This window comes from Bacillus sp. JJ1562 (assembly GCF_036962705.1).
GTDB lineage: Bacteria > Bacillota > Bacilli > Bacillales > Bacillaceae_L > Ferdinandcohnia.
On the sequence record NZ_JBALOQ010000010.1, the window covers coordinates 16,826 to 38,646 of the forward strand.

Annotated in this window: 18 protein-coding genes; 13 read left to right on the forward strand and 5 right to left on the reverse strand. The window is 36.1% G+C overall.

Features of this window, described 5'->3' with window-relative positions; translation table 11 throughout:
- The first annotated feature begins 396 nt into the window (after positions 1-396).
- On the forward strand, positions 397-513 hold the full coding sequence (locus V7097_RS06780; protein WP_335702888.1) for a DJ-1/PfpI family protein: 117 nt from the start codon (positions 397-399) through the stop codon (positions 511-513).
- Between the two features lie 125 nt (positions 514-638).
- Here the strand turns inward: V7097_RS06780 and V7097_RS06785 are convergent, their stop codons facing one another.
- Positions 639-1,706 carry a peptidoglycan endopeptidase gene (locus tag V7097_RS06785; RefSeq protein WP_335702853.1) on the reverse strand — a complete coding sequence of 356 codons (1,068 nt, stop codon included), beginning with the start codon at positions 1,704-1,706 and terminating at the stop codon, positions 639-641.
- Positions 1,707-2,030: 324 nt separating this feature from the next.
- On the opposite strand from V7097_RS06785, the gene V7097_RS06790 reads away from it, so the two are divergent.
- A complete protein-coding gene (locus tag V7097_RS06790) occupies positions 2,031-3,353 on the forward strand; it encodes a short-chain fatty acid transporter (protein ID WP_335702854.1) in 1,323 nt (440 codons plus the stop codon).
- Between the two features lie 182 nt (positions 3,354-3,535).
- The gene (locus tag V7097_RS06795) at positions 3,536-3,682 is read left to right on the forward strand and encodes a hypothetical protein (RefSeq protein ID WP_335702855.1); all 147 of its coding nucleotides are present in this window, start codon (positions 3,536-3,538) and stop codon (positions 3,680-3,682) included.
- Positions 3,683-3,840: 158 nt separating this feature from the next.
- Here V7097_RS06795 and V7097_RS06800 read toward each other — a convergent pair whose 3' ends face one another.
- On the reverse strand, positions 3,841-4,458 hold the full coding sequence (locus tag V7097_RS06800; RefSeq protein ID WP_335702856.1) for a TetR/AcrR family transcriptional regulator: 618 nt from the start codon (positions 4,456-4,458) through the stop codon (positions 3,841-3,843).
- Between the two features lie 445 nt (positions 4,459-4,903).
- Here V7097_RS06800 and V7097_RS06805 point away from each other — a divergent pair, with 445 nt between their 5' ends.
- Both V7097_RS06805 and V7097_RS06810 read left to right on the forward strand, forming a co-directional pair.
- Entirely contained in the window at positions 4,904-6,109 is a 1,206-nt protein-coding gene (locus V7097_RS06805; protein WP_335702857.1) for a PLP-dependent aminotransferase family protein, read from the forward strand.
- A 417-nt stretch (positions 6,110-6,526) separates the two neighbouring features.
- Positions 6,527-7,945: an amino acid permease gene (locus V7097_RS06810; protein WP_335702858.1), complete on the forward strand. Its 1,419-nt coding sequence runs from the start codon at positions 6,527-6,529 to the stop codon at positions 7,943-7,945.
- A 305-nt stretch (positions 7,946-8,250) separates the two neighbouring features.
- On the opposite strand, the gene V7097_RS06815 is transcribed toward V7097_RS06810, so the two are convergent.
- Complete coding sequence (locus tag V7097_RS06815; RefSeq protein WP_335702859.1) at positions 8,251-10,020, reverse strand: sigma-54-dependent Fis family transcriptional regulator; 1,770 nt, start codon at positions 10,018-10,020, stop codon at positions 8,251-8,253.
- Positions 10,021-10,298: 278 nt separating this feature from the next.
- Here V7097_RS06815 and fdhA point away from each other — a divergent pair, with 278 nt between their 5' ends.
- The 5 genes from fdhA (at position 10,299) to V7097_RS06840 (ending at position 15,141) form a co-directional block, all read left to right on the forward strand.
- Entirely contained in the window at positions 10,299-11,513 is a 1,215-nt protein-coding gene (fdhA, locus tag V7097_RS06820) for a formaldehyde dehydrogenase, glutathione-independent (protein WP_335702860.1), read from the forward strand.
- Between the two features lie 12 nt (positions 11,514-11,525).
- Positions 11,526-12,290: an MIP/aquaporin family protein gene (locus V7097_RS06825; protein ID WP_335702861.1), complete on the forward strand. Its 765-nt coding sequence runs from the start codon at positions 11,526-11,528 to the stop codon at positions 12,288-12,290.
- 393 nt (positions 12,291-12,683) lie between these two features.
- Entirely contained in the window at positions 12,684-13,982 is a 1,299-nt protein-coding gene (locus V7097_RS06830) for a DEAD/DEAH box helicase (protein WP_335702862.1), read from the forward strand.
- 93 nt (positions 13,983-14,075) lie between these two features.
- On the forward strand, positions 14,076-14,699 hold the full coding sequence (locus V7097_RS06835; protein ID WP_335702863.1) for a branched-chain amino acid aminotransferase: 624 nt from the start codon (positions 14,076-14,078) through the stop codon (positions 14,697-14,699).
- A gap of 70 nt (positions 14,700-14,769) precedes the next feature.
- Positions 14,770-15,141, forward strand: coding sequence for a nucleotide excision repair endonuclease (locus V7097_RS06840; protein WP_335702864.1), 372 nt, complete (start codon positions 14,770-14,772; stop codon positions 15,139-15,141).
- 478 nt (positions 15,142-15,619) lie between these two features.
- On the opposite strand, the gene V7097_RS06845 is transcribed toward V7097_RS06840, so the two are convergent.
- Entirely contained in the window at positions 15,620-16,615 is a 996-nt protein-coding gene (locus tag V7097_RS06845; protein WP_335702865.1) for a DoxX family membrane protein, read from the reverse strand.
- A 192-nt stretch (positions 16,616-16,807) separates the two neighbouring features.
- Between V7097_RS06845 and tcuA the strand changes: the two genes are divergently transcribed.
- Positions 16,808-18,313, forward strand: coding sequence for an FAD-dependent tricarballylate dehydrogenase TcuA (gene tcuA, locus V7097_RS06850; protein WP_335702866.1), 1,506 nt, complete (start codon positions 16,808-16,810; stop codon positions 18,311-18,313).
- Between the two features lie 49 nt (positions 18,314-18,362).
- On the opposite strand, the gene V7097_RS06855 is transcribed toward tcuA, so the two are convergent.
- Positions 18,363-19,223 carry a LysR family transcriptional regulator gene (locus tag V7097_RS06855; RefSeq protein WP_335702867.1) on the reverse strand — a complete coding sequence of 287 codons (861 nt, stop codon included), beginning with the start codon at positions 19,221-19,223 and terminating at the stop codon, positions 18,363-18,365.
- A gap of 175 nt (positions 19,224-19,398) precedes the next feature.
- Here V7097_RS06855 and V7097_RS06860 point away from each other — a divergent pair, with 175 nt between their 5' ends.
- A complete protein-coding gene (locus V7097_RS06860) occupies positions 19,399-20,874 on the forward strand; it encodes an aldehyde dehydrogenase (RefSeq protein WP_335702868.1) in 1,476 nt (491 codons plus the stop codon).
- A 32-nt stretch (positions 20,875-20,906) separates the two neighbouring features.
- On the forward strand, positions 20,907-21,794 hold the full coding sequence (locus tag V7097_RS06865) for an NAD(P)-dependent oxidoreductase (protein ID WP_335702869.1): 888 nt from the start codon (positions 20,907-20,909) through the stop codon (positions 21,792-21,794).
- The last annotated feature ends 27 nt before the right edge of the window (positions 21,795-21,821 follow it).

Genomic DNA, 21,821 nt, shown 5'->3' on the forward strand with positions numbered 1-21,821 from the left:
ATTATGAAATTAGGATTGTTGAATATCAATAAGGCTGTATCACTAATATTGGTAATGGTTGGATTGATTTAGATTTTATAAAAGAAACCATTAGACAGATTAGACAGATAGAAAAGAAGGACAAAGATTGTAATTTGTATCCACGTGCAAAACAAAGTGATAATTTGTCTGCTGTATTAATTGAAAATAATAAACATAACAAAAAACTGGTAAATGGAGTTGGTTTCGAATGAAACAATTGCTACCAGTATCTGTTGCAGTTTCTTAGGGTACGTTTGATGACAAAGAGCACCAACGTACACAAATTAGGAAAGTATTAACTTTTGTACCTAAACACAAGAATTTCCTTTGCAAGTATCAGAAGTTTTAAAGTGTAAAGTAAGAGAACGAAACGGTATAAAAACGCTGAAGAACTTTTTGGACCAAGAGGTAGTGGTTGATGGAAATATTATCACTTCTCGTACACCTAAGGATGAACCGGGATTTATTAAAGAAATTTTAAATAAATTATAAGATTGTCTAATCAAAGGGTCTCTTCTAGTTTTGGAAGTGGCCTTTTTTACAACAGGTCTTACTTTAATGAGAAGTAAAAAGGAAGTCAATCCCTAAGAATTAACTTCCTCACGCGTTAAAATCTCTTAATAAAACCTCTTAAACCCTTCAAAATGTTTTTTCCAATAAGAGTCATTTACGTTCGAAATGACAACTCCGTCATTTGAAGCATGGATAAATTCATTGTTCCCAATGTAAATCCCCATATGGGAAATACCAGGTTTATAAGTTCCTTGGAAGAATACCAAGTCTCCAACATTAGGTGTATTTACATAATAGGATCGCATATGGAAGCCTTCGCTTGAATAGCGATTAATATTTAATCCTGCTTGGTTATATGCATAGTAAATGAACCCACTACAGTCAAATCCATTCGGTGAAGACCCACCCCAGGCATAGCCAGTTCCCAATAGGCCTTTAGCGACGTTAATCAACTTATCGACATTATAGCTAATATTTGTTGGCGGAGTTTCAACTACAGGAGCTTCTACCTTAGCGCCATCACCAATATTTAGCTTTTGACCAATATAGATTATATCTGATTTCAGGTTGTTCCAGTTCTTAAGGTTTGTAACTGTAACCTTATATTCTAATGCAATTCTTGATAAGGTGTCGCCTGACTTTACTGTATAAACAGTAGCAGATTGAACCGTTTCTACTTGAGGCTTCTCTGTTGTCTGTGGAGTAGAGTTAGTTGGTACCTCTGTTGTGTTCGGTTTACTTACAACAAATACATTTCCTGGGAATATAAGCGTGGAATTCAAGTTATTCCATTGCATTAATTCATTAAGTGAAATCTTATGTGCCAATGCAATCCGACTTAGTGAATCACCAGATTTTACAGTGTATGTAGTTGCCGTTGATGTACTAGGTATTTGGACTACTTTTTCAGTTACGGGTTGTGTATTATTGCTTGTTGCATTGTTGGTGGAATCTGTCTTAAGAATTTGATTCGGAAAAATAATATCACTTGTTAAATTGTTAAAGGACTTCAATTGTGTAACAGTAATATTATGTTTTTGAGCAATCTTCCAAAGTGAATCACCACTCTGAACTTTGTATGTGCTTGATGCCTCAACCTCACCCGCAGCAAATAATGCAGAGGCAATGATTGCAGCCGTAGTCGCGGTCATATATATTTTCTTATTACCCAACTTTTGTACCTCCTCACCAATCTATCATTCTAATAAAATATTATACTATATGCTTGTCTTGTTTTGTAGATTAATGTGGAAATAGAGGAAAAGTTATCTAATTTTAAAAGGCAAATGCCACCTGAAATTGCTCATTTTTGTCGAATAAGTTGCAAAAATAAAAATGTCACGCCAAGCGGAAAGTACACCTCCTAAGTAAAAAGTAATATCATCTCCGCCAAATTTCCTATTCTCCTATAAGAAAAATCAACGGAAAATAACGATTTTCATATTCTACAACTATTAGGAATATAATGATTCAAATGCTTACAAGGGGAGTGTGAAATGAGAGCGTTAACAAACTTTTTCGTTCGACTAGTTCATCGTTTTCTTCCAGATGCCTTTATCTTCGCTATTATTCTTACTTTCTTAGTGTTTGTATTAGGCATCTTGTTTACAGAAAGCGGACCAGTTGAGATGGTTTCGCATTGGGGAAATGGATTTTGGGATTTACTTGCTTTTACGATGCAAATGTCGCTCGTGGTGGTAACTGGGTATGTATTAGCCAATGCACCTGTTATCAAGAATTTCCTAGTTAGAATAAGTAAATTGGCTAAAACGCCAGCGCATGCAGTCATGCTTGTCACTTTTGTGGCATCAATCGCTTGTTTAATCAATTATGGATTCGGATTAGTCATTGGAGCCCTGTTTGCTATCCATGTGGCCAGGCAAGTACCATCTGCAGATTTTCGTATTTTAGTAGCAGGGGCATACAGTGGATTTCTGGTTTGGCATGGTGGATTTTCAGGATCAATTCCATTGACGGTGGCAACGTCTGGTCACTTTTTAGAAGACCAAATGGGAGTCATTCCGGTTAGTGAAACCCTCTTTAGTCCATACAATCTATTCATTGTGGCAGCACTAGTAATAACACTGCCAATATTTAACCGGTTTTTGATAAAAAGCACGACTACAATCGACCAAGACCGATCTAGTTTGATGATTCCAGATGACTCGGATTCTACAACAGAATCGAAAAATCCAACTACACCGGCGGAAAAAATTGAGAACAGTAAGATCATTTCGATGTTGATCGGAATCATGGGTTTGGGCTATATTGCCTATCATTTTGTTACGAAAGGCTTCGATTTAAATATTAATATCGTAAACTTCATTTTCTTAATCTTAGGAATCATGTTGCATAAAACACCGAAACAATTCCTAAACACGGTAACGAATGGAGTAAAAAATGCAGGGGGAATTATCATTCAATTCCCGTTCTATGCGGGTATTATGGGAATGGTTACATTATCAGGACTTTCCGAGCAAATTGCTTTGTGGTTCCTCACATTTTCAAATGCACATACTTTACCATTCTTTTCGTTTGTTAGTGGTGGCCTTATCAACATATTTGTACCATCCGGTGGCGGTCAGTGGGCATTCCAAGGTCCGATTATGATCGAAGCAGCGGAGGCTATTAATGCAGATATGGCGAAAACGGCAATGGGTGTTGCCTGGGGGGATGCCTGGACCAATATGATTCAACCATTCTGGGCCTTGCCAGCTTTAGCAATAGCAGGATTGCATATTCGGGATATCATGGGGTTCTGTGTCATGATTCTCCTCTATAGCTTCATTCCGATTTCAATTGGTTTATTACTGTTTTAATAGAAACGCAAACGGTCAATCCGTTTGCCTTTTTACATAATTTATAGAAAAGGGATAGCAGCGGTTGTTCGCAACCTTAATTTTGGAGTCAATCTAAAATTGGAGATTGGTTGAACATAAAAGCAGTTTTTGAGGGAAATGTAAAAGTGAGAAAAGATTTGACTTAAGGAGGCTATACTTTTGTGAAAAATAGGAAGAAAGAGGCTGAAGAAGCTAATAGCAAGATGGATGAGATTTTTAATGGAGAAGATAATGATGAATCGATACATATCGTACCTCTTTTAAGTGACAATACCCGATTAGCTATAATCGAGGAGGAAGAGGAATAATTCTAGTGCTTGGCCCACGGTTATAAATTACCGTATTGGGGTCAGGCGCCCTTTTTAAGAAATATGCCTTTGATACCCCAAATAAATATTATAGTGCAAAAAAAAGCTCCCCGAATATTAATTCCGTAGGAGCTGTTGTTTATTTTATGAAAGAAAGCTTATAAATAAATCGCATCGACATAGATTGTGACAATTGTTTCTGCTATTTCTTCCATTGGACTTTTATTTTTCTCAAAAACAATTTCCCACTGGTACATTTCATTAGCATAAAACCACATACGTGCCGCAATTTCTGCTTTCAAATCTGTTCTAGCTAGACCATTTCTCTGGGAATAGGTAATATCTTTTGTAATGCTTTGAATAAAACCTTGCCTAATGTCTTCCCATTTTTCATTTGCAATAGGTGAAATTCCAATTCCCTCTGAAAATACCTTCATGATATCTCTTTCAGTCTCAGCTATCTTTAGAAACCTCAAAATTTGCCCTAAGATTATTTCTTTCGCTTCTTCTCTTGTAGAAGGAAAAAAAGGAGTATGCGCTATCTCGAAGAATTCCTTCATAACATCTTCCATTAAAAAAATTAAGATGTCATCTTTTCCATCGAAATGACTATACGCAGTTCCATAACCTATTTGGGCATGTTCAATAATCTGTTTTATGGTTGTATTTTGAAAACCTTCCCTTAAAAAAACATGACGAGCAGAATTTATTATTTTGTATCGAGTTTTCATAGCCCTTAAGTGTCTGCCGTCTTCAGTCTTCTCTGCTTCTTTCACAATTGAACCCCCCTTTTTATAGGTATCGATAGTAAAATGGCATAATAATCCTTACGTTTAGAAAGAAAGTATTGTCTATTAATCTAGCATTCCGGAATGTTAGAAAGGTGGAAATTAATGATAATAGAGGAACATTGATAAAACGTTATTAATCGGGAAAAAAGAAGATTATCATCTTGGTTTCAGTCCGAACCTGTCTCCAAAATTGCTGTTATACAGACCTATATAACATATCTTGACTTATTAAGTAAATACTATTCTACCAATTACTTGGAAAACGAGCAAGTTTAGTAACAGTTATGTGTTGAGGATGTATTTTAAGAAAAGAACTTGACACCATGTCGGAATTATTTTATTGTATTGATACAACATAATTTTTAGAATTAACAGAATTAATTTAATACTCAAATTTGTAATGCTTATCATTGAAGGGAGGCTTATTTATATGAGCTATCGTTTTGCAGAACGAACTAAAATGTTTAAATCTTCACCTATTCGTAAAATAGCAGGTCTAATTCAAAAAAAAGGAAGTGAAGTCATTTCATTTGCTGGAGGAAATCCGTATGAACCTTACTTTCCTTCAGCAGATATTAAGAAAGCATTTGATAAAGTTTTTGAATCTGGAAACAAAAGTTTGCAATATGGAATGACTCCAGGGTTTATGCCATTAAGAGAGCTTATAAGCCAACGTGTGTTGACCAAAGGAATACAAGCAAAGCCAGAAAATATCCTATTAACAACAGGTGCCCAACAAGCGATCGATTTATTTAGCCGTATTATGATATCTCCAGGTGATGTTGTACTTACTGAAAATCCAACATTTTTCGCAGCCGTTCAATCATTTGAATCGTATGAAGCGAACGTAGTTGGAGTAAATGGTGATGAAGATGGAATGTATCTTGATGAGTTAGAATCCAAATTAATTCAATACAAACCGAAATTTATCTATGTTGTCCCTACATTTTCGAATCCAGAGGGAAGAGTTTGGAGTCAAGAACGTCGTAAAGCCTTATTGGAACTAGCCTACAAATATAATACGCTCATTTTAGAAGATGATCCGTATGGAGATATTCAATTCAATGAGAATGATCAATATATCCCTATTGCAGCAATGGATTACGAGAAAACTCATGTTATATATACAGGTACTTTTTCCAAGACAGTTGTTCCTTCTTTGCGTGTCGGCTGGGTAACAGGACCTACTCAAGTTCTTAAATATTTATCGCAAATTAAAGAGGCAGCAGATCTTATGTCAAGTACCCTTAACCAACAGGCCCTCTATTACTTAATCAAAGATATGGACTTGGACGCTCATATTAGTATGTTGAGAAAAAAATACTTTCTACATATGAACACAATGCAGAATTATTTAAAATCGGTTGATCCAAACTTTGCATCTTGGGTTGAGCCGAAAGGTGGAATGTTTATCTGGGTAAAAGTCCATGAGAGTATTAATACAACAGAATTATTATCAGAGGTATTAGACCATGGGGTTGCATATATTCCTGGCGGTCCATTCTATGTTGAAAACCCACAGCAAAATACGTTACGCCTTAATTTTACACATTCAAGCCCAGAACAGATAAGTGTAGGAATGGAGCGATTAGTATCTGTATTTAACCAAACTGTTGCGCATGTAATTAGGAATTAGGGAGCTAAACTTATGAAATTATTAAACCTTCAGTTTAATGGGGACAATTTATTATATTAGCTCTTGAAATGCTTAATATGGCTGAATGATTTAAAAAAGTAATAGATCATTTCTAAATCGAAATTTATAACTTGAGATTCGCGCCTCGAATAAGCACCCCTTTTTCGAGGTACTACATATTAGTAACCCTTGTTCCCATTGGATAACTCAGGGTTATGCATGATTCCATTTTGGAATTGGTGGTTCGCAGAAAAATTTAATAGACATATTTAATAAAAACCAACTTGTTTTTCCAAAATAAAGAGGAGTGGTAAAGGAACTAGAGATATAATGATATGCCGCTGCCATAAGAAATAATAGTTTGCTAGAAAAAATAGTAAAGTGCATATTTACGTCATTTATATGAGGGTGAGGAAAATGAAACATAATGACAATTTCCAGGATATTATCGAAAGGGAGAAAGGGTTAAATAAGAGTTTAAAAACCTCCCAGCTTACCATGATTGCAATTGGTGGTGCCATAGGAACTGGATTATTTTTAGGTAGTGGTCTTGCAATTGGCAGTGCGGGCCCAAGTGTGATTGTAAGTTATGCAATTGGCGCGTTAATCTCTTTGATACTAATAGGATGCCTTTCTGAAATGACAGTTGCTCATCCGACTTCGGGATCATTTGGTGCTTACGCTGAACGATATTTGAATCCTTGGGCAGGGTTTACAGTTCGTTATTCCTACTGGTTTGGTCTTGTTTGTGCAGTTGGCACAGAAATCACTGCGGTTGCCATTTACATGAAATATTGGTTTCCAACTGTCCCGGGGATCGTCTGGATTTTACTATTTTCTGCGACGCTTCTTTTTGTGAACGCTACCAGTGTAAATGTGTTTGGTGCTGTTGAATATTGGTTCTCCCTTATTAAAGTCATTGCAATTGTTGGTTTTATTATCTTAGCGGCTTATGTCATTGTTGGAGGAAATCAAACCAATATCGGTACACAAAACCTAACTATACATGGTGGTTTTTTCCCAAATGGGTTTTGGGGAATGTGGATTGCCATCTTTGTTTCTCTCTTTAGTTATTTAAGTATTGAAATGATTGCCGTTAGTGCTGGGGAAGCGGAAGACCCTGAAAAAGCCGTGCCAATTGCACTTCGCTCTGCAGTTATTCGTCTTATCTTATTTTACCTATTAACGCTTTTCCTTATGGTCATGATTGTACCGTGGAGTTCCGCAAGTTCAGACAAAAGTCCATTTGTAAAAGTTATGGAGATTCTCCACATTCCAGGAGCAGCGGGAATCATGAATTTTGTTGTCCTTGTTGCTGCGCTTTCCGCAATGAATAGTCAATTATATATTTCTACTCGAATGATGTTTTCGTTATCACGTGCAGGATATGCTCCTAAGAAGTTAGGTCAATTAAGCAAAAATAAGGTTCCTGTCATTGCTTTATCTACTTCAGTAATCGGGATTGCAATAGCATCAGTTTATTCAGTTGTTTCCCCTGATACAGCTTTTGTACAAATGATATCGATTTCAAGTTTTAGTGCGATGTTTGTTTGGTTCATGATTTTTGTGACACATTTCTTTTTTCGAAAAAAGTGGGAGCAGCAAGGTGGCCGGAAGCTTCCTGTACGTATGATTGGCTATCCTTACTTAACAATTTTAGGTGCAATTTTGTTAGCATCAGTCGTATTATCTACTTGGTTTTCTCCTATGTTTAAGGATACCTTGGTCCTTGGCTTTCCATGGTTAATTTTCATATCAGTTATCTATTTTATTTGGAAGAAGATAAAATCAAAAAGTCACGATGAAAGTATAAGCAACAAAGGTACAAGCTTATAAAAATCTATTAAACAATAAAAAAATTGAAACTAGGGGACAGTTCGTGTGTTTCTACTCTGATAAAGAAACAAGAGAACCGTCCCTGTGTTTTATGTTGTAAGTAGTTGAATTCTATATTTGATAATTATTTTGATAGCAGACCACCTAAATAGCAAATGAAAGAGAAAGATGAGATATTTTTGGGGAAAGATGATGAGTAAAACTGGCAAACGTGGAGTGGCGTGGACTGTAGAAATAAATGGTTAAAAGGGCCCACCCCCGAGTGTGCTAAAGCATTACCGCACTTGGAGTCAGGCCCTAAATCTCTATTTCTGTAATTTATACTTTTTCATTTTTAGATATAGCGTATTTCGACTGATTTGTAGGATGTTGGCGGCTTTAGTAATATTCCATTCTACAGAATGTAATGTATGTAAGATAGCCATTTTTTCAGTGTTCGTCAGAGAAAGTGGAGTGTTTACTTCAGAATTTCCACGAGTAGGTTGACGCTCAAACTCATCTTCAAAGTGTAAATCCTCACCATTAATCTTATTTTCTTCTGCAAAAAAAGATGCCTGCATAAGAACGCTTTTAAGCTCCCGTATATTACCTGGCCACTGGTGGGAGATTAGTTTTTGTTTCGCATCATCCGATAAATGAATAGAAGGGGTATCTAGTTTTGTTATCAAATGTTCTGCTAGCTCAATAATGTCAGTTCTATGTCGTAGAGGAGGCAGTGTAATAAAGATTCCTCTCAACCGATAGTATAAATCCTCTCTAAATCTTCCTGCTAGTACTTCCTCGCGCAAATTTTTATTTGTTGCAGCGATTACTCTTGTGTCAATGACTTTAACTGAATCTCCGCCAATTCGGGTTACCGTTTTTTCTTGTAAAACGCGAAGTAAGGCTGCTTGTGCCTTCAAAGACATGTCTCCAATTTCATCTAAGAATATAGTTCCACCGTCAGCAGCTTCGAACTTACCGGGTGCTCCTTCACGCTTTGCACCTGTAAAAGCACCACGTTCGTAGCCAAATAATTCACTCTCAATCAAACTATCAGGGATGGCACTGCAATTTATCGCAATGAAAGGTTTTGTTTTCCGTGTACCAGATGTATGTAAGGATTGTGCGATTAATTCCTTACCGGTTCCGCTTTCTCCATAAATGATGACAGGATATTCAGATAAGGATGCTTTTTTAACAATTTTCCTTACATTTACTATTTTTGCACAGGAGCCAATAATATCAGAGATTGTATAAAGCTTTTTGTCCTGGGAGGATTTAGTGCTATTTCTATGTAAGGAAACAACAGAACGAAAAACTTTATTTGAATAATCGTCTATTATATCGATCGAAGAACCACCTTTCATATGGAACTCCTGTCCAATACAATCACTGCCTAATAATTGCTCGGCGGGTTTATTTGCACGAATAATTCTTCTTTCATGATCGAGTGTAAGATGTGGATTTGAACATAGATTAGCAGTAATTTCCATTTCTTTTAATGCTAGTAGCTTTTCACGGTTTACATGATCCATGAGTAATCGGTTTTGCACAGCTTCTACAATCATACTTGCTAAAGAAACCATCGAAGGATGAAATAACTCTTTCCTAGCACTAATATTAACTGCTCCGATAAATTGGCCACTTGGAGAAAAAATGGGGCTTGCAGCACATGTGAGAAAGTGATTTTTAACATGGAAATGGTGTTCTGCGTGGGTGATGATGTTTTTTTTCTCATAAATGGCAAGTCCAATTGCATTTGTACCCTTAACTTCCTCTGACCAATTTGAGCCAATTGAAAAATAATCAATGGATACATCAATATCGAGTTTACCTATTTTATGAATGATTGTTCCATTACCGTCAACGATCACTGTAACAAGTCCACTTGACTGAATGGTAGGATAAAGCTTTTCTAAAATGGCAGTAGTATGTTTGATCAAATACTCATTCTCTGTTAGAACCTCTTGTAATTTCTTACCCGTAATTTTGATATCCTGAATTGGGCCAGTGGGTGAAAGTCCAAACCTTTGACATCTCTTCCAAGAAAGATCAATGATGTTTCTTTGATTTAAAAGATTGACGGATGACATGAATATACCTATCCCCCTTAAATACTTTCATTGCCATTCTATGCGCGAAAATCATATTTTACATCTATTATTATACTATTATTCCAATATTTTGAAAGTAATGAATACATTTGTTTCACTTCTGTATCAAAATAGGACAGATGGTGCTCAAGTTCTGAACAGCATTTTTATTTTTCATTCTTAAAAAGGCTAATTTTAAAAGAAATTATGTTTGGCACGATAATTGCAAGTATATAAATTGACTGATTCATATTGATCTTAATAAAGGGGGAAAAAAGATGGCAGGGAATAGAGCAGTAGCTTATATGGGACCTGGTAAAGTAGAGGTAATGGATATTGGTTATCCAGATTTAGTGTTAAGAGATGGACCTGGGGTAAATCCTTTAAACGTAGGACGTAAATGTGATCACGGTGTTATCTTGAAGGTAGTGACAACGAATATTTGTGGAAGTGACCAGCACATGGTTAGAGGGAGAACAACAGCTCCTTCAGGACTTGTGCTTGGGCATGAAATTACTGGAGAAGTAATTGAAGTTGGTCGTGATGTGGAATTTATCAAAAAAGGTGATCTTGTGTCCGTCCCGTTCAATATTGCGTGTGGACGATGCCGAAGCTGTAAAGAGCGCAACACACATATATGTGAAAATGTAAATCCGGATCGTCCTGGTTCAGCCTATGGTTATGTAGATATGGGGGGATGGGTAGGAGGTCAGTCTGAATATGTGATGGTACCCTATGCCGATTTCCAATTATTAAAATTTCCGGACAAAGATCAAGCGATGGAAAAAATTAAAGATTTAACAATGCTCTCTGATATTTTTCCAACAGGTTATCACGGAGCAGTGAGCGCAGGTGTTAAACCAGGATCTACTGTTTATATTGCAGGAGCAGGTCCTGTTGGGCTAGCAGCTGCACATTCGGCACAGCTATTAGGGGCTTCTGTCGTTATTGTAGGGGACTTAAATGAAGAAAGGCTTGCCCAAGCAAGAAGCTTTGGCTGTGAAACAGTAAATCTACGTCATCACACTGATTTGGGAGAGCAAATTGACCAAATTTTAGGTATTCCTGAAGTTGATAGTGCTGTAGATTGCGTAGGCTTTGAAGCATCTGCCCATGGTGCAAGTGGTATAGAAGCACCTGCAACTGTATTAAATTCAATTATGCAGGTCACACGTGCTGGAGGACGACTTGGGATTCCAGGTCTTTATGTAACAGGAGATCCAGGTGGAATTGATGAAGATGCCAAAATTGGTACATTGAGAGTTCGTCTAGGATTAGGTTGGGCAAAAGCGCATACGTTTGTTACAGGACAAACACCAGTCATGCAATACCACCGTGACTTAATGAAAGCGATTTTAAGTGGAAAAGCACAGATTGCAAAAGCTGTTAATGCAACTGTTATATCCTTAGATGAAGCACCAATGGGCTACGAGAAGTTTGATAAAGGCGCTTCAAGAAAATATGTAATTGACCCTCATGGACTTGTGAAATAAAGGTGGCTGCTGATGGAGACGCCCAACCTGTTCAAACGATGTTTTGCTGAAGGTATTGGTACTGCTTTATTAGTTCTTATTGGTCCTGGAACAGCTGCTTTTAATGGAATTATTACGGCTAATAACAACGAGACTACAACATTGGCGGATATTGGAGTTATAAGCTTTGCCTTTGCAATTGTTGTTATGGCAATGATCTATTCAATAGGACGAATAACGGGTTGTCACATTAACCCAGCTGTTACAATCGCATTAGCTTCGACTGGTCATTTTCCATGGAAAGAAGTAGGACCATATCTTATTGCACAATGTGTGGGCGGTACCATAGGGGCGTTTGGAATTGTAACGGTTTTAGGCATGGACGGAGTCTTGTTAGGTAATTTAGGGGCTACTGTACTTGCACCAACTACCGGATATATGCAGGGTATGATTATCGAAGCCATTGCAGCGTTTATTCTTATGTTCGTCATTATGGGAATTGCAGTAGACTCCAAGGCTCCAAAGGATTGGGGAGGGCTTGTTATTGGTTTAACGGTTGGAGGGATTATCATGATGACTGCCGGTCCTACGGGCGCATCATTTAATCCCGCAAGAACCTTCGGACCATATGTTGTAGATAGTCTATTAGGCGGCAATATCAACTGGATCCAATTCCCTGTCTATGTAATTGGTCCAATCATTGGTGCCATTGCAGCGGCGGTCGTTTATAAGTATATGACTAGTTCGAAAAAGCTACCATTATCGAATGAGACTTCTCATAATGAAGTAGTTAAATAGAGTTATGTAAGGGTGATAGTACCTCCATTTTTTTGAGGCGACTATCACCTTTTTAGTTTTTATGGAGGATAATATGAATGAATATCTAGTTTTTTGCCGAAATATTATATGTGCATGAAAATTGAATAAAGAAAAGAAGGTATTGTTTGGCAGAAGACTAAAATGTACCCGGAACCATAAGGACCTGACCTGACCCCAATGTTGATATAGCGACTCAGCATTAAAGCATTACCGCACCTGGGGTCAAGCCCCTTTTTTCAAAAGAAATGCGCATCATTGAAATGCAACATTAATAATCCAAATCACTCTGTAAATACTAACCAATATGCTATAGTAAATAAGCCTTTGAACAAACAAACGGACATTAATATACGAAAAGAGACGTGATTAGCCTTGCCAGATTTTTTACAACTGGGTATTCGAAAAGAGATTAACCATACATTAAAGTCATTAGGTATAGGAGTGCCTACTTCCATACAAGAGCGGACGATTCCATCAGTACTAGAAGGGAAGGATGTGATTGCAAAAGCACAAACTGGAACAGGAAAGACGTTGGCTTTTGTTCTGCCCACTCTTGAAAAAATTGATGTGCACAATTCGGATGTTCAAGCCCTTATTTTAACTCCAACAAGAGAATTGGCTCAGCAAATTTCAAAAGAAATTAAGAAAATGATTGAGAACTTAGATGGTGTCAATGTGTTAGCTGTATATGGTGGTCAGGATGTTGAGCATCAATTAAAAAAGTTAAAAGGAGCTCAACATATTGTCGTTGCAACGCCTGGTCGGTTATTAGATCATATTCGCCGTGGAACAATTGATCTTTCAACGATTCAGATGCTTGTGATCGATGAAGCTGACCAAATGTTACTTATGGGTTTTCTTCCAGAGGTAGATGACATCATTCATGAAACATTCCCATCTAGACAAACCATGTTGTTCTCTGCAACAATGCCTAACGAAATTCGCTCTCTTGCAAAAAAATACATGATAGAGCCAGAGTTTATAGAAGTGAAAGCAAAAAAAGTAACTGTTGAAGAGATTAAACAAGTTGTGATTGAAACAACTGACCGGAGAAAACAAGCAACTTTATTGCATTTAATCGAAGAGCATCGTCCTTTTTTAGCGATTATATTCTGTCGTACAAAAATTCGTGCTAAAAAGCTTCATGATGCATTGATTGCCAACGGGTATGAATCAGATGAGTTGCATGGTGATTTACCACAGTCCAAACGTGAAAAAGCGATGAAACGATTTCGTGATGCGAAAACTCAGTTCTTGGTTGCAACAGACGTTGCTGCACGGGGACTAGATGTAGAAGGAGTAACACATGTCTATAACTATGATATTCCACATGATGTTGAGAGCTATGTTCACCGGATTGGACGAACTGGCCGTGCAGGTGGGGATGGGGTTGCCATTACTTTAGTGGCTCCTAAGGATATGGAGTTCCTACGAATGATTGAAAAAGGGATTCATCAAAAATTCGAAATACAAGTGATTAAAGGAGTAAGTATCCCTGATCGGGAGGAATACCAGAAAGAAAGAAACGAGCAAATTAAAAAAACAAAGCGCCATGAAGGTAGTGGAAAAGACAGAAGCAATGGTGCAAGGTTTTCTTCAAGTAGAAAACCTAATGGACAAAAAAGAAGCGAATCAAGCACTTCAACAAGAGGTAGAAGACGTAGTCGCTAAAGAGTAAATGATACATAATGGAATTCCTTACCTCTGGAACGAAAGACGCTTTAGTCCACCGGGGTAAGGCACCAAATACAGGAGGCTACACCCATGTTACAAAAACAATTGAAAAAATACATTTCATCAGAGTTGATGAGTAAAGAACAAACCGCCCCTTCGTCAATGCCATTATATCAAGAGGAAAAAGAGTATATTGAGAAATATGAATTGCTTTCAAATGACGTTACATTAATAGAAATAGATCCTACTACACGTTTCCTTGAAGCTTACATTGAAAGATGTGATAAAGAAACAGAAGAAACTCTCTCTAAAGAATCATTCGTTTTTTTAGAACACCCGATTGACTATCTACAAAAACACAAGAATGAATTTCTATACTTTGAATCTAATTGGTTGGAACTAATCGGCGTTGATGCGATTTCATTTGAAGTGAATGATGTATTTGGAACATACGATGTCATGGTAGGTTTGAAGCTGCAGAAAAAGTTTGGGTCATCTCTTAAAGAAAACTTACGTAAGGATTTACATGGAGATGAAGCAAGATTTGAATTGATTTTTAATCAAGGCGATGGCTTATGGGACTTGAATTTCGCTTTGAATTTTGTGAATGGGTTTAAAGAGGAGATGTCATTAGAGGAAGCATATCGTCTAATTTATCGATTTTTATTTAAGCTAGTAGAGAGAACGGAAGAAGGAAGCATGGACGTGAATTAACTGCAAAATTTCATTTCTTTCTTATATATGATACCATTTATCTCTATACAAAAAAGGGACGTGATTGGACATGATAAAAATTACCATACCTGCTCCAGATCTTACAATAACAGAACGGAAACAAATTCCGAAAGAAAATGAACCAGTAATCAAGGATATTTACGGATTTATTGATTTCCATCTAATACCAAGAGATAAAGGTGGCATTTTCTTATTTTTTGATAAAAATGATGAGCTTCTTTTTGTTGGGAAAGCGCGGAAACTACGTCAAAGAATAAAAAAACATTTTGAAGATACGGTATCTCCTATTAAAATGCACAGAGACGAAGTACATAAAATCGATATTTGTATCGTGGAAGATCCAATGGAGCGAGAAATTTATGAAACCTATATCATTAATAAACTCAAGTCGAAATATAACGTGGACAAAGTATTTTATTAAAAGATTGTTTTAGTAAACAGTTTTGCTTTTATACACCTGTTGATTTTCAGCTTAGGGACTCGCTTTCCGCGGACTCATGCCAATCAACATAGATTGCAGATCAATAAATTGTTTTACAATAGCAACAATCTCTTTAGAAAATAGCCATTAAAAATGACAAGAGGGCCTTAACGGGTCCTTTTTGTGTTATTAGGTAAAAGAAGACAAGGTCGAGAGATGTAATTTTGACAAGTAACAGTGACTTGTCGATAGGGGGTCTCAAGAACAAGTGTATAGGGAAACTAGGGGACGGTCTGTGTTTTTCTACTCTGAAAAAGAAACTAGAGAACTTTCCCTGTGTTTCCCATCAACAAGAGGTAGAAGACGTACTCGCTAAGTAGTTTAAACCATAAGTGCTCTGTAAAAAACACGGAACTTATACAAATGGAGTGCCTGCCCCCTGGTAACGCATTAGCTTATTGGGGGTCAGGCACCTTTTTCATGCAAAGCGATAATAAATCAATAAAAATGTACTTAGCACAAATAAAAAGTTTAGGAAAACAAATATCATTTGGTCCAATCGGGTCTTATGCATTTTAATTGGTGGATGATAAAAGGATATTCCTTCGATAATAAAAATGATTAAAACAATATGAATCATCGCATGTCCCACCACTTCAGTGTAGCCAAATATGGTCGTTGTCATGATAAATAATATGGTTACTACAACAGCCAATAAACGGTTGAGAATACCAACGACTAATAGGTAACCAACGACGAATTCAATAAATGCCGATAGAACGATAAATAGTTCTGGAGCAAAGCCAAAAGTAGGGACGTGATGGCGGTGAATAATATCGATCGTCATAAAAGGATAAACCCATTTTTCTACTGCAACCCAGCATAAACTTAAACCTGTTCCGAGGTAAAGAAACGGAAACCCTGCCGTCTCCAATCTCGTTCTTCCCACCAATAAAACACCGATGATAGCAAGGTAAAACCCATAATCTAACATATGAAACCAACCGGTATAACTCCAAATATGAATAAATAAACCAAGCATTAAAATGGAACCTAGTTTTGTTGCAAAATGATGAGGAATTAATAGTAAAACGATAATCGTCCACATAAGAACCGTTTGCCAATTATGATGGATCGTGAACTCAGGTGCAAACATAGTTCTATTAACAACTTGTAAAATAAACGCGGCAGCTGTTCCATATTTAAGAATATAACGAGAGTATTTCCGATACCCATCTAACGTCATATCGATTTTGGCGACACCGGGAATCTTCATCAACTGTGGTATGAATTGTGATAATAACGCTAAAAAAAGAGCAATTAGTAAGGATAACGTTATGAATTCTATAGAAAGGATTTGTTCTATAGGAACCTTTATTGGTTCTTTCTCCGTAAACCACTTTACATGTGCATTTGCAATAATTGGTGAAAAACAAATTAACCCAAATAAAAGAATAGAATTGCATTTCTTCAATAGATATACCCCTCCTTTTTGTAACAAAGTTCAAAAATTATTATTCCTAAAGAAGTAGCGGATTATGTTGGCGTTCACATGATTGAGAGTAATTATAAATATTTTCTATTACCCTAAATAAAATATAAATATTTTATTTATTTTCACAATCATATTACAATAATTTTGAATATTCATACGGAGGGGAAAAAAATGACAAAAGAATTCAATTATGATGTTGTAGTAGTAGGTGCAGGTAATGCAGCACTGTGTGCTGCATTATCTGCCAAGGAACAAGGAGCAAATGTTTTAGTACTTGAAAAAGGCCCAAAAGAAAAGCGGGGTGGAAATTCATTTTTTACTGATGGTGCCATTAGATTTGCCTATAATGATTTAGACGACATTCGTGTCTTAATGCCCGAATTAACTGATGAAGAGGCATCTAACATTAAGATGCCTCAATATACAATAGAGGATTATTATAACGATTTAATGAAAGTTACTGGAGGAAAAAGTGACCCTGAATTAGCAAATCAACTAGTATCAAATTCATACAACACGATTTCTTGGATGAAACAACAAGGAGTAGAATTTGAATTAAACTTCGCAAACCAGTCGTTTAAAAATAATGGCGTAATACAATTTTGGGGTGGATTACCTGTTAAAACAAAAGGAATTGGGATGGGACTGGTTAAAAAACTTTTTACACGTGCTGAAGAAATGAATATTGATATATGGTATGAGTCTCCAGCTTTCAAGTTGATTTCTGAAAATAATGTAATTTGTGCTGTAATGGTAAAACAAAAAAATGAAGATATAATTGTAAAAACAAATAGTGTTGTTTTAGCATGTGGGAGTTTCGAGGCAAATAAGGATCAGCGTGCAGAAAATCTTGGTGAACAATGGAAAGCAGCAAAGGTAAGGGGTACAGAATTTAATACTGGTGCTGGTATAAGAATGGCATTAGAAGTTGGTGCACAAAAGCATGGACAATGGACAGGATGCCATTCAATTGGAACTGATTTTAATGTGCCATCAGTAGGTGATTTTGATAAACCGGGGGATATTTATAAAAAGCATTCATATCCATTAGGTATAATGTTGAACAAAAATGGTGAGCGATTTGTGGATGAGGGAGCTGACTTTCGAAATTATACTTACGCTAAGTACGGTGCAGAAGTGTTGAAGCAACCTGATCATGTTGCCTTCCAAATATTCGATAATCAAGTTCGACAAGAACTAAGGGAAGAATATAACCTACCTGAGGCTACAAGTTTAGTTGCGAATACTTTGGATGAGCTAGCAGAATTACTCCCAGTAAATAAGGAGAAATTTTTAGAAACAGTTGAACAATACAATAATGCAGTACAAGAAGGGGACTATTTTCCATCTATAAAGGATGGGAAAGGAACCGAGGGAATTATCCCACCAAAATCAAACTGGTCATTACGTATTGAAGAATCTCCATTTTATGCATTTCCAGTTACATGTGGTATAACATTCTGTTTCGGAGGCGTACATGCAAATAAAAATGGAGAAGTTTTAAATAAAGAGGACCAACCAATAAAAGGACTGTATGCGGCAGGAGAAATGATAGGTGGAATTTTCTATGATAATTATCCTGGAGGTTCAGGATTAATGTCTGGAGCGGTTTTTGGAAAAATTGCTGGTGATAACGCAGCGAAATATTCTTTAAAACAATTAACCATTAATAATTAATAACGAAAACCTTTGAGTTGATTAAATTTGCTCAAAGGTTTTTATATTATCAGTAAACTTTGCTTTCTAGGAACGAAATAAATTTTTTAATGATAGGATAATCCAAGTCCTCATTTCTATATAGAAGCCATGTATCTCTTAATATTATCTCTCCATCCTCATTAGTTAAAAATACTTTTTTTAATTCAGGGTATTCAGCTAACCCAATACTTGGGACAATTGCGTAACCTAGACCATTTGCTACCATTTTTGTACATGTTTCTATATTATCAATATCCATAACAATAGAATATGGGTCTGAATAATTTTCTTGCCACCACCTATCGATTGTTTGCTGAAGCTCATTGTCAGTCTTAAAAATGATTCTTGGTAAATCCGGTAACTTTTTAATATTTATAGGGTCTTTAGAAATTATGCAAATCGGTTCTTTATGTAATAGGATTTTACCGTCTTTCCAAAAGTTTTCTCCTCTCATAATTGCCAGATTTATAGTATCCTTTTCTAACATTTTAATAATTGATTGACTCCAAGAAGTTATCACATGGAATTGTACATTTTTATATTGATCTAAAAACTCTTTCAATATATCAGGTAACATAAATCTGGCAAAATTTCTTGAAACACCTAATCGAATAATGCCACCATCCATTTCGTTCATATTTAATAAATGGTCTTTTACTTTCTGAAAATTATAAACCATCTTATTAGCATATTGGACAAGATATTCTCCTTCTTTTGTAAATTTTACTCCTTGTTTTGTTCTAAAAAGGATCTTTACACCTAGCTCTTGTTCGATGCTTTTAATTCTATATGTTAATGCAGGTTGTGAAATGTATATTCTTTCAGCAGCACGCGTTATATTTTTTTCTTCGTATAAAATTTTAATAATATTCCAATCCTTACTATCCATAATAAATTACCTCCTATTGAAATTGTTGTGGTTAGAAGCATTGGTATTACTGGATTATAAAAACGATTTATCAGAATTAATAAAAAACTGATATTGTTATTTATATTCATAATATTATACAATATCAGATAATAACAGTTTTTACTATAAGCACAGTATAAATAGGAGTGATATTTTGAAGTATTATCAAATGTACATAAATGGAATGTGGATAAACAGTTCAGCCTCAGAAGCTTTCACAACCATTAATCCTTATAATCAACTCCCCTGGGCCAAGATCCAACAAGCAAGTAAGGAAGATATTAATACAGCAATCGAATCTGCTAGAAAGGCGTTTAACTTAGAATGGCGCCAAACAAACGGCCTTACTAGAGCTAACTTATTATTAAAATTAGCCGATTTAATTGATAAAAATGCAGAAAGGCTAGCTATCTTAGAATCAACTGACAATGGAAAAGTAATAAGAGAAACAAAAAAACAAATGCATTTTGCTGCTAGAAATTATCGTTTTTTTGCAGGATTTGCTGATAAATTATCAGGTGAAACGATTCCTTTAGATAATGGCAATATGTTTGATTACACATTAAGAGAACCAATAGGAGTTGCGGTATTAATATCGGCCTGGAATTCGCCTATCCAAACATTGACTAACAAATTAGCACCAGCACTTGCAACGGGAAATACTGTAGTTATAAAGCCATCTGAACATACTTCCGCTACCACTTTAGAGTTAGGAAAGTTAATAGAAGAAGCAGGGTTTCCGAAAGGAGTTGTAAATATTGTTACGGGGGATAGTAGGGTAGGTACAATGCTTACCACTCACCCTGATGTTAATAAGATAAGTTTCACGGGAGGTCCCGCTACTGGAAAAATAATAGCTGAAAATGCTAGTAAAAATTTGATTCCATGCACACTAGAATTAGGTGGAAAATCCCCGAATATTATTTTTGATGATGCAAATATTGAAAATGCAATAAATGGAGCAATGGCGGGTATTTTTGGAGCGTCCGGTCAAACCTGCATCGCTGGATCAAGATTGTTGGTACACAAGCAAATATACGATCAAGTAATCAATACTCTTGCAAAAAGAGCTAGGGAAATTGTACTTGGTGATCCACTTAAACCAGAAACCCAAATGGGTCCTGTTTTAAACGAAAATCAACAAAATAGAATTTTATCTATGATAAAGGAAGGTATAAAAGAAGGAGCGAACTTAGTTGCCGGAGGCAAGAAAGTAACCGAAGGTGAATTGAATAATGGATTTTTTATAGAACCTACCATTTTCGGGGATGTAAAGAATGAAATGACTATAGCCCAGGAGGAAATATTTGGCCCTGTCTTAAGTGTAATTCCTTTTGAAAATGATGATGAAGCACTTTATATAGCGAATCAATCTAACTATGGATTAGCGGCAGGAGTCTGGACCAAGAATTTATCAAGAGCACATCAATTTGCTAGAAAAATTGAATCAGGTACTGTTTGGATTAATACTTATCGTTCGAGTGCTGCACAAGCTCCCTTCGGTGGAACAAAATATAGTGGTTATGGTAAAGAAAGAGGCTTACATGCAATTTTTGAATATACACAAATAAAGAATATAATGATTGATTTAAGTGAAGAAGTAAGGGATCCATTCTCCATCAAAGTATAGTTTTTTCAGTTTGGAAAGTGAGGGATATTTAAATGTATTCAAATGAATGGCGAATAGGAATCATTGGCTTAGGAAAGATGGGTGGTGCTGTAGCGGAAGCAATTATCAATGCAGAGATGGACGTAACGGTATATGATGTTAATCCAAAAGCTGTAACCTCGCTAGTAGAAATTGGTGCAAATGCTGCAATTGATATAGTTGACGTTGCAAAATCTTCAAATATTATTTTAACAATTCTCCCCAATACTGAGATTGTAAGTAATGTTTATGAGAGCTTGTTAGAAAATGCCGTTCCAGAAACAAGATTTATTGATTTAAGTACAATTGATCCAAACTTTATTCGGACATTAAACGAATCAGTACAAAGAAAAAATTGTATTTTAGTAGATTTGCCGGTAAGCGGAAGTCCTCAAGAGGCAAGAGATGGAAATTTGGTTTTATTAGCTGGATGTGAATCACTGGAGGTTCTTGAGGGCATAGAGCCCTTATTAAAATGTTTTGGTCATAAAATTCACTTCATAGGTAAGCCAGGTGACGCCAAAGCTGTAAAGATAGTAAATAATTTAATGACCTTAGGAAATATTGCAGTTGCTGCAGAAGCTTTTTCTATAGGAGAAAAGTTTGGTATAAATCCCAACCTTTTATTTAATGTGTTAAATCAAAGTGGTGGTAGATCACATCAATTTAGTAAGCGCTTCCCATTTGTGCTTGAAAGGGACTTCGATGGAAGATTCTCAATTGAATTAGGTGAAAAAGATTTAGGAATAGGGATTAACTTATCTAAAAGTTTAGGCATACCAACACCAATTGCATCCTTGATACAGCAAATATACAGTATTACAAAATATGAGGGGTATGGTAAGGAGGATATTGTGTCTGTAGTAAAAATTTATGAAGAGTGGGGAAGCGTATCAAAGTAATGGCAGCTCTACAGCATATGAAAAATG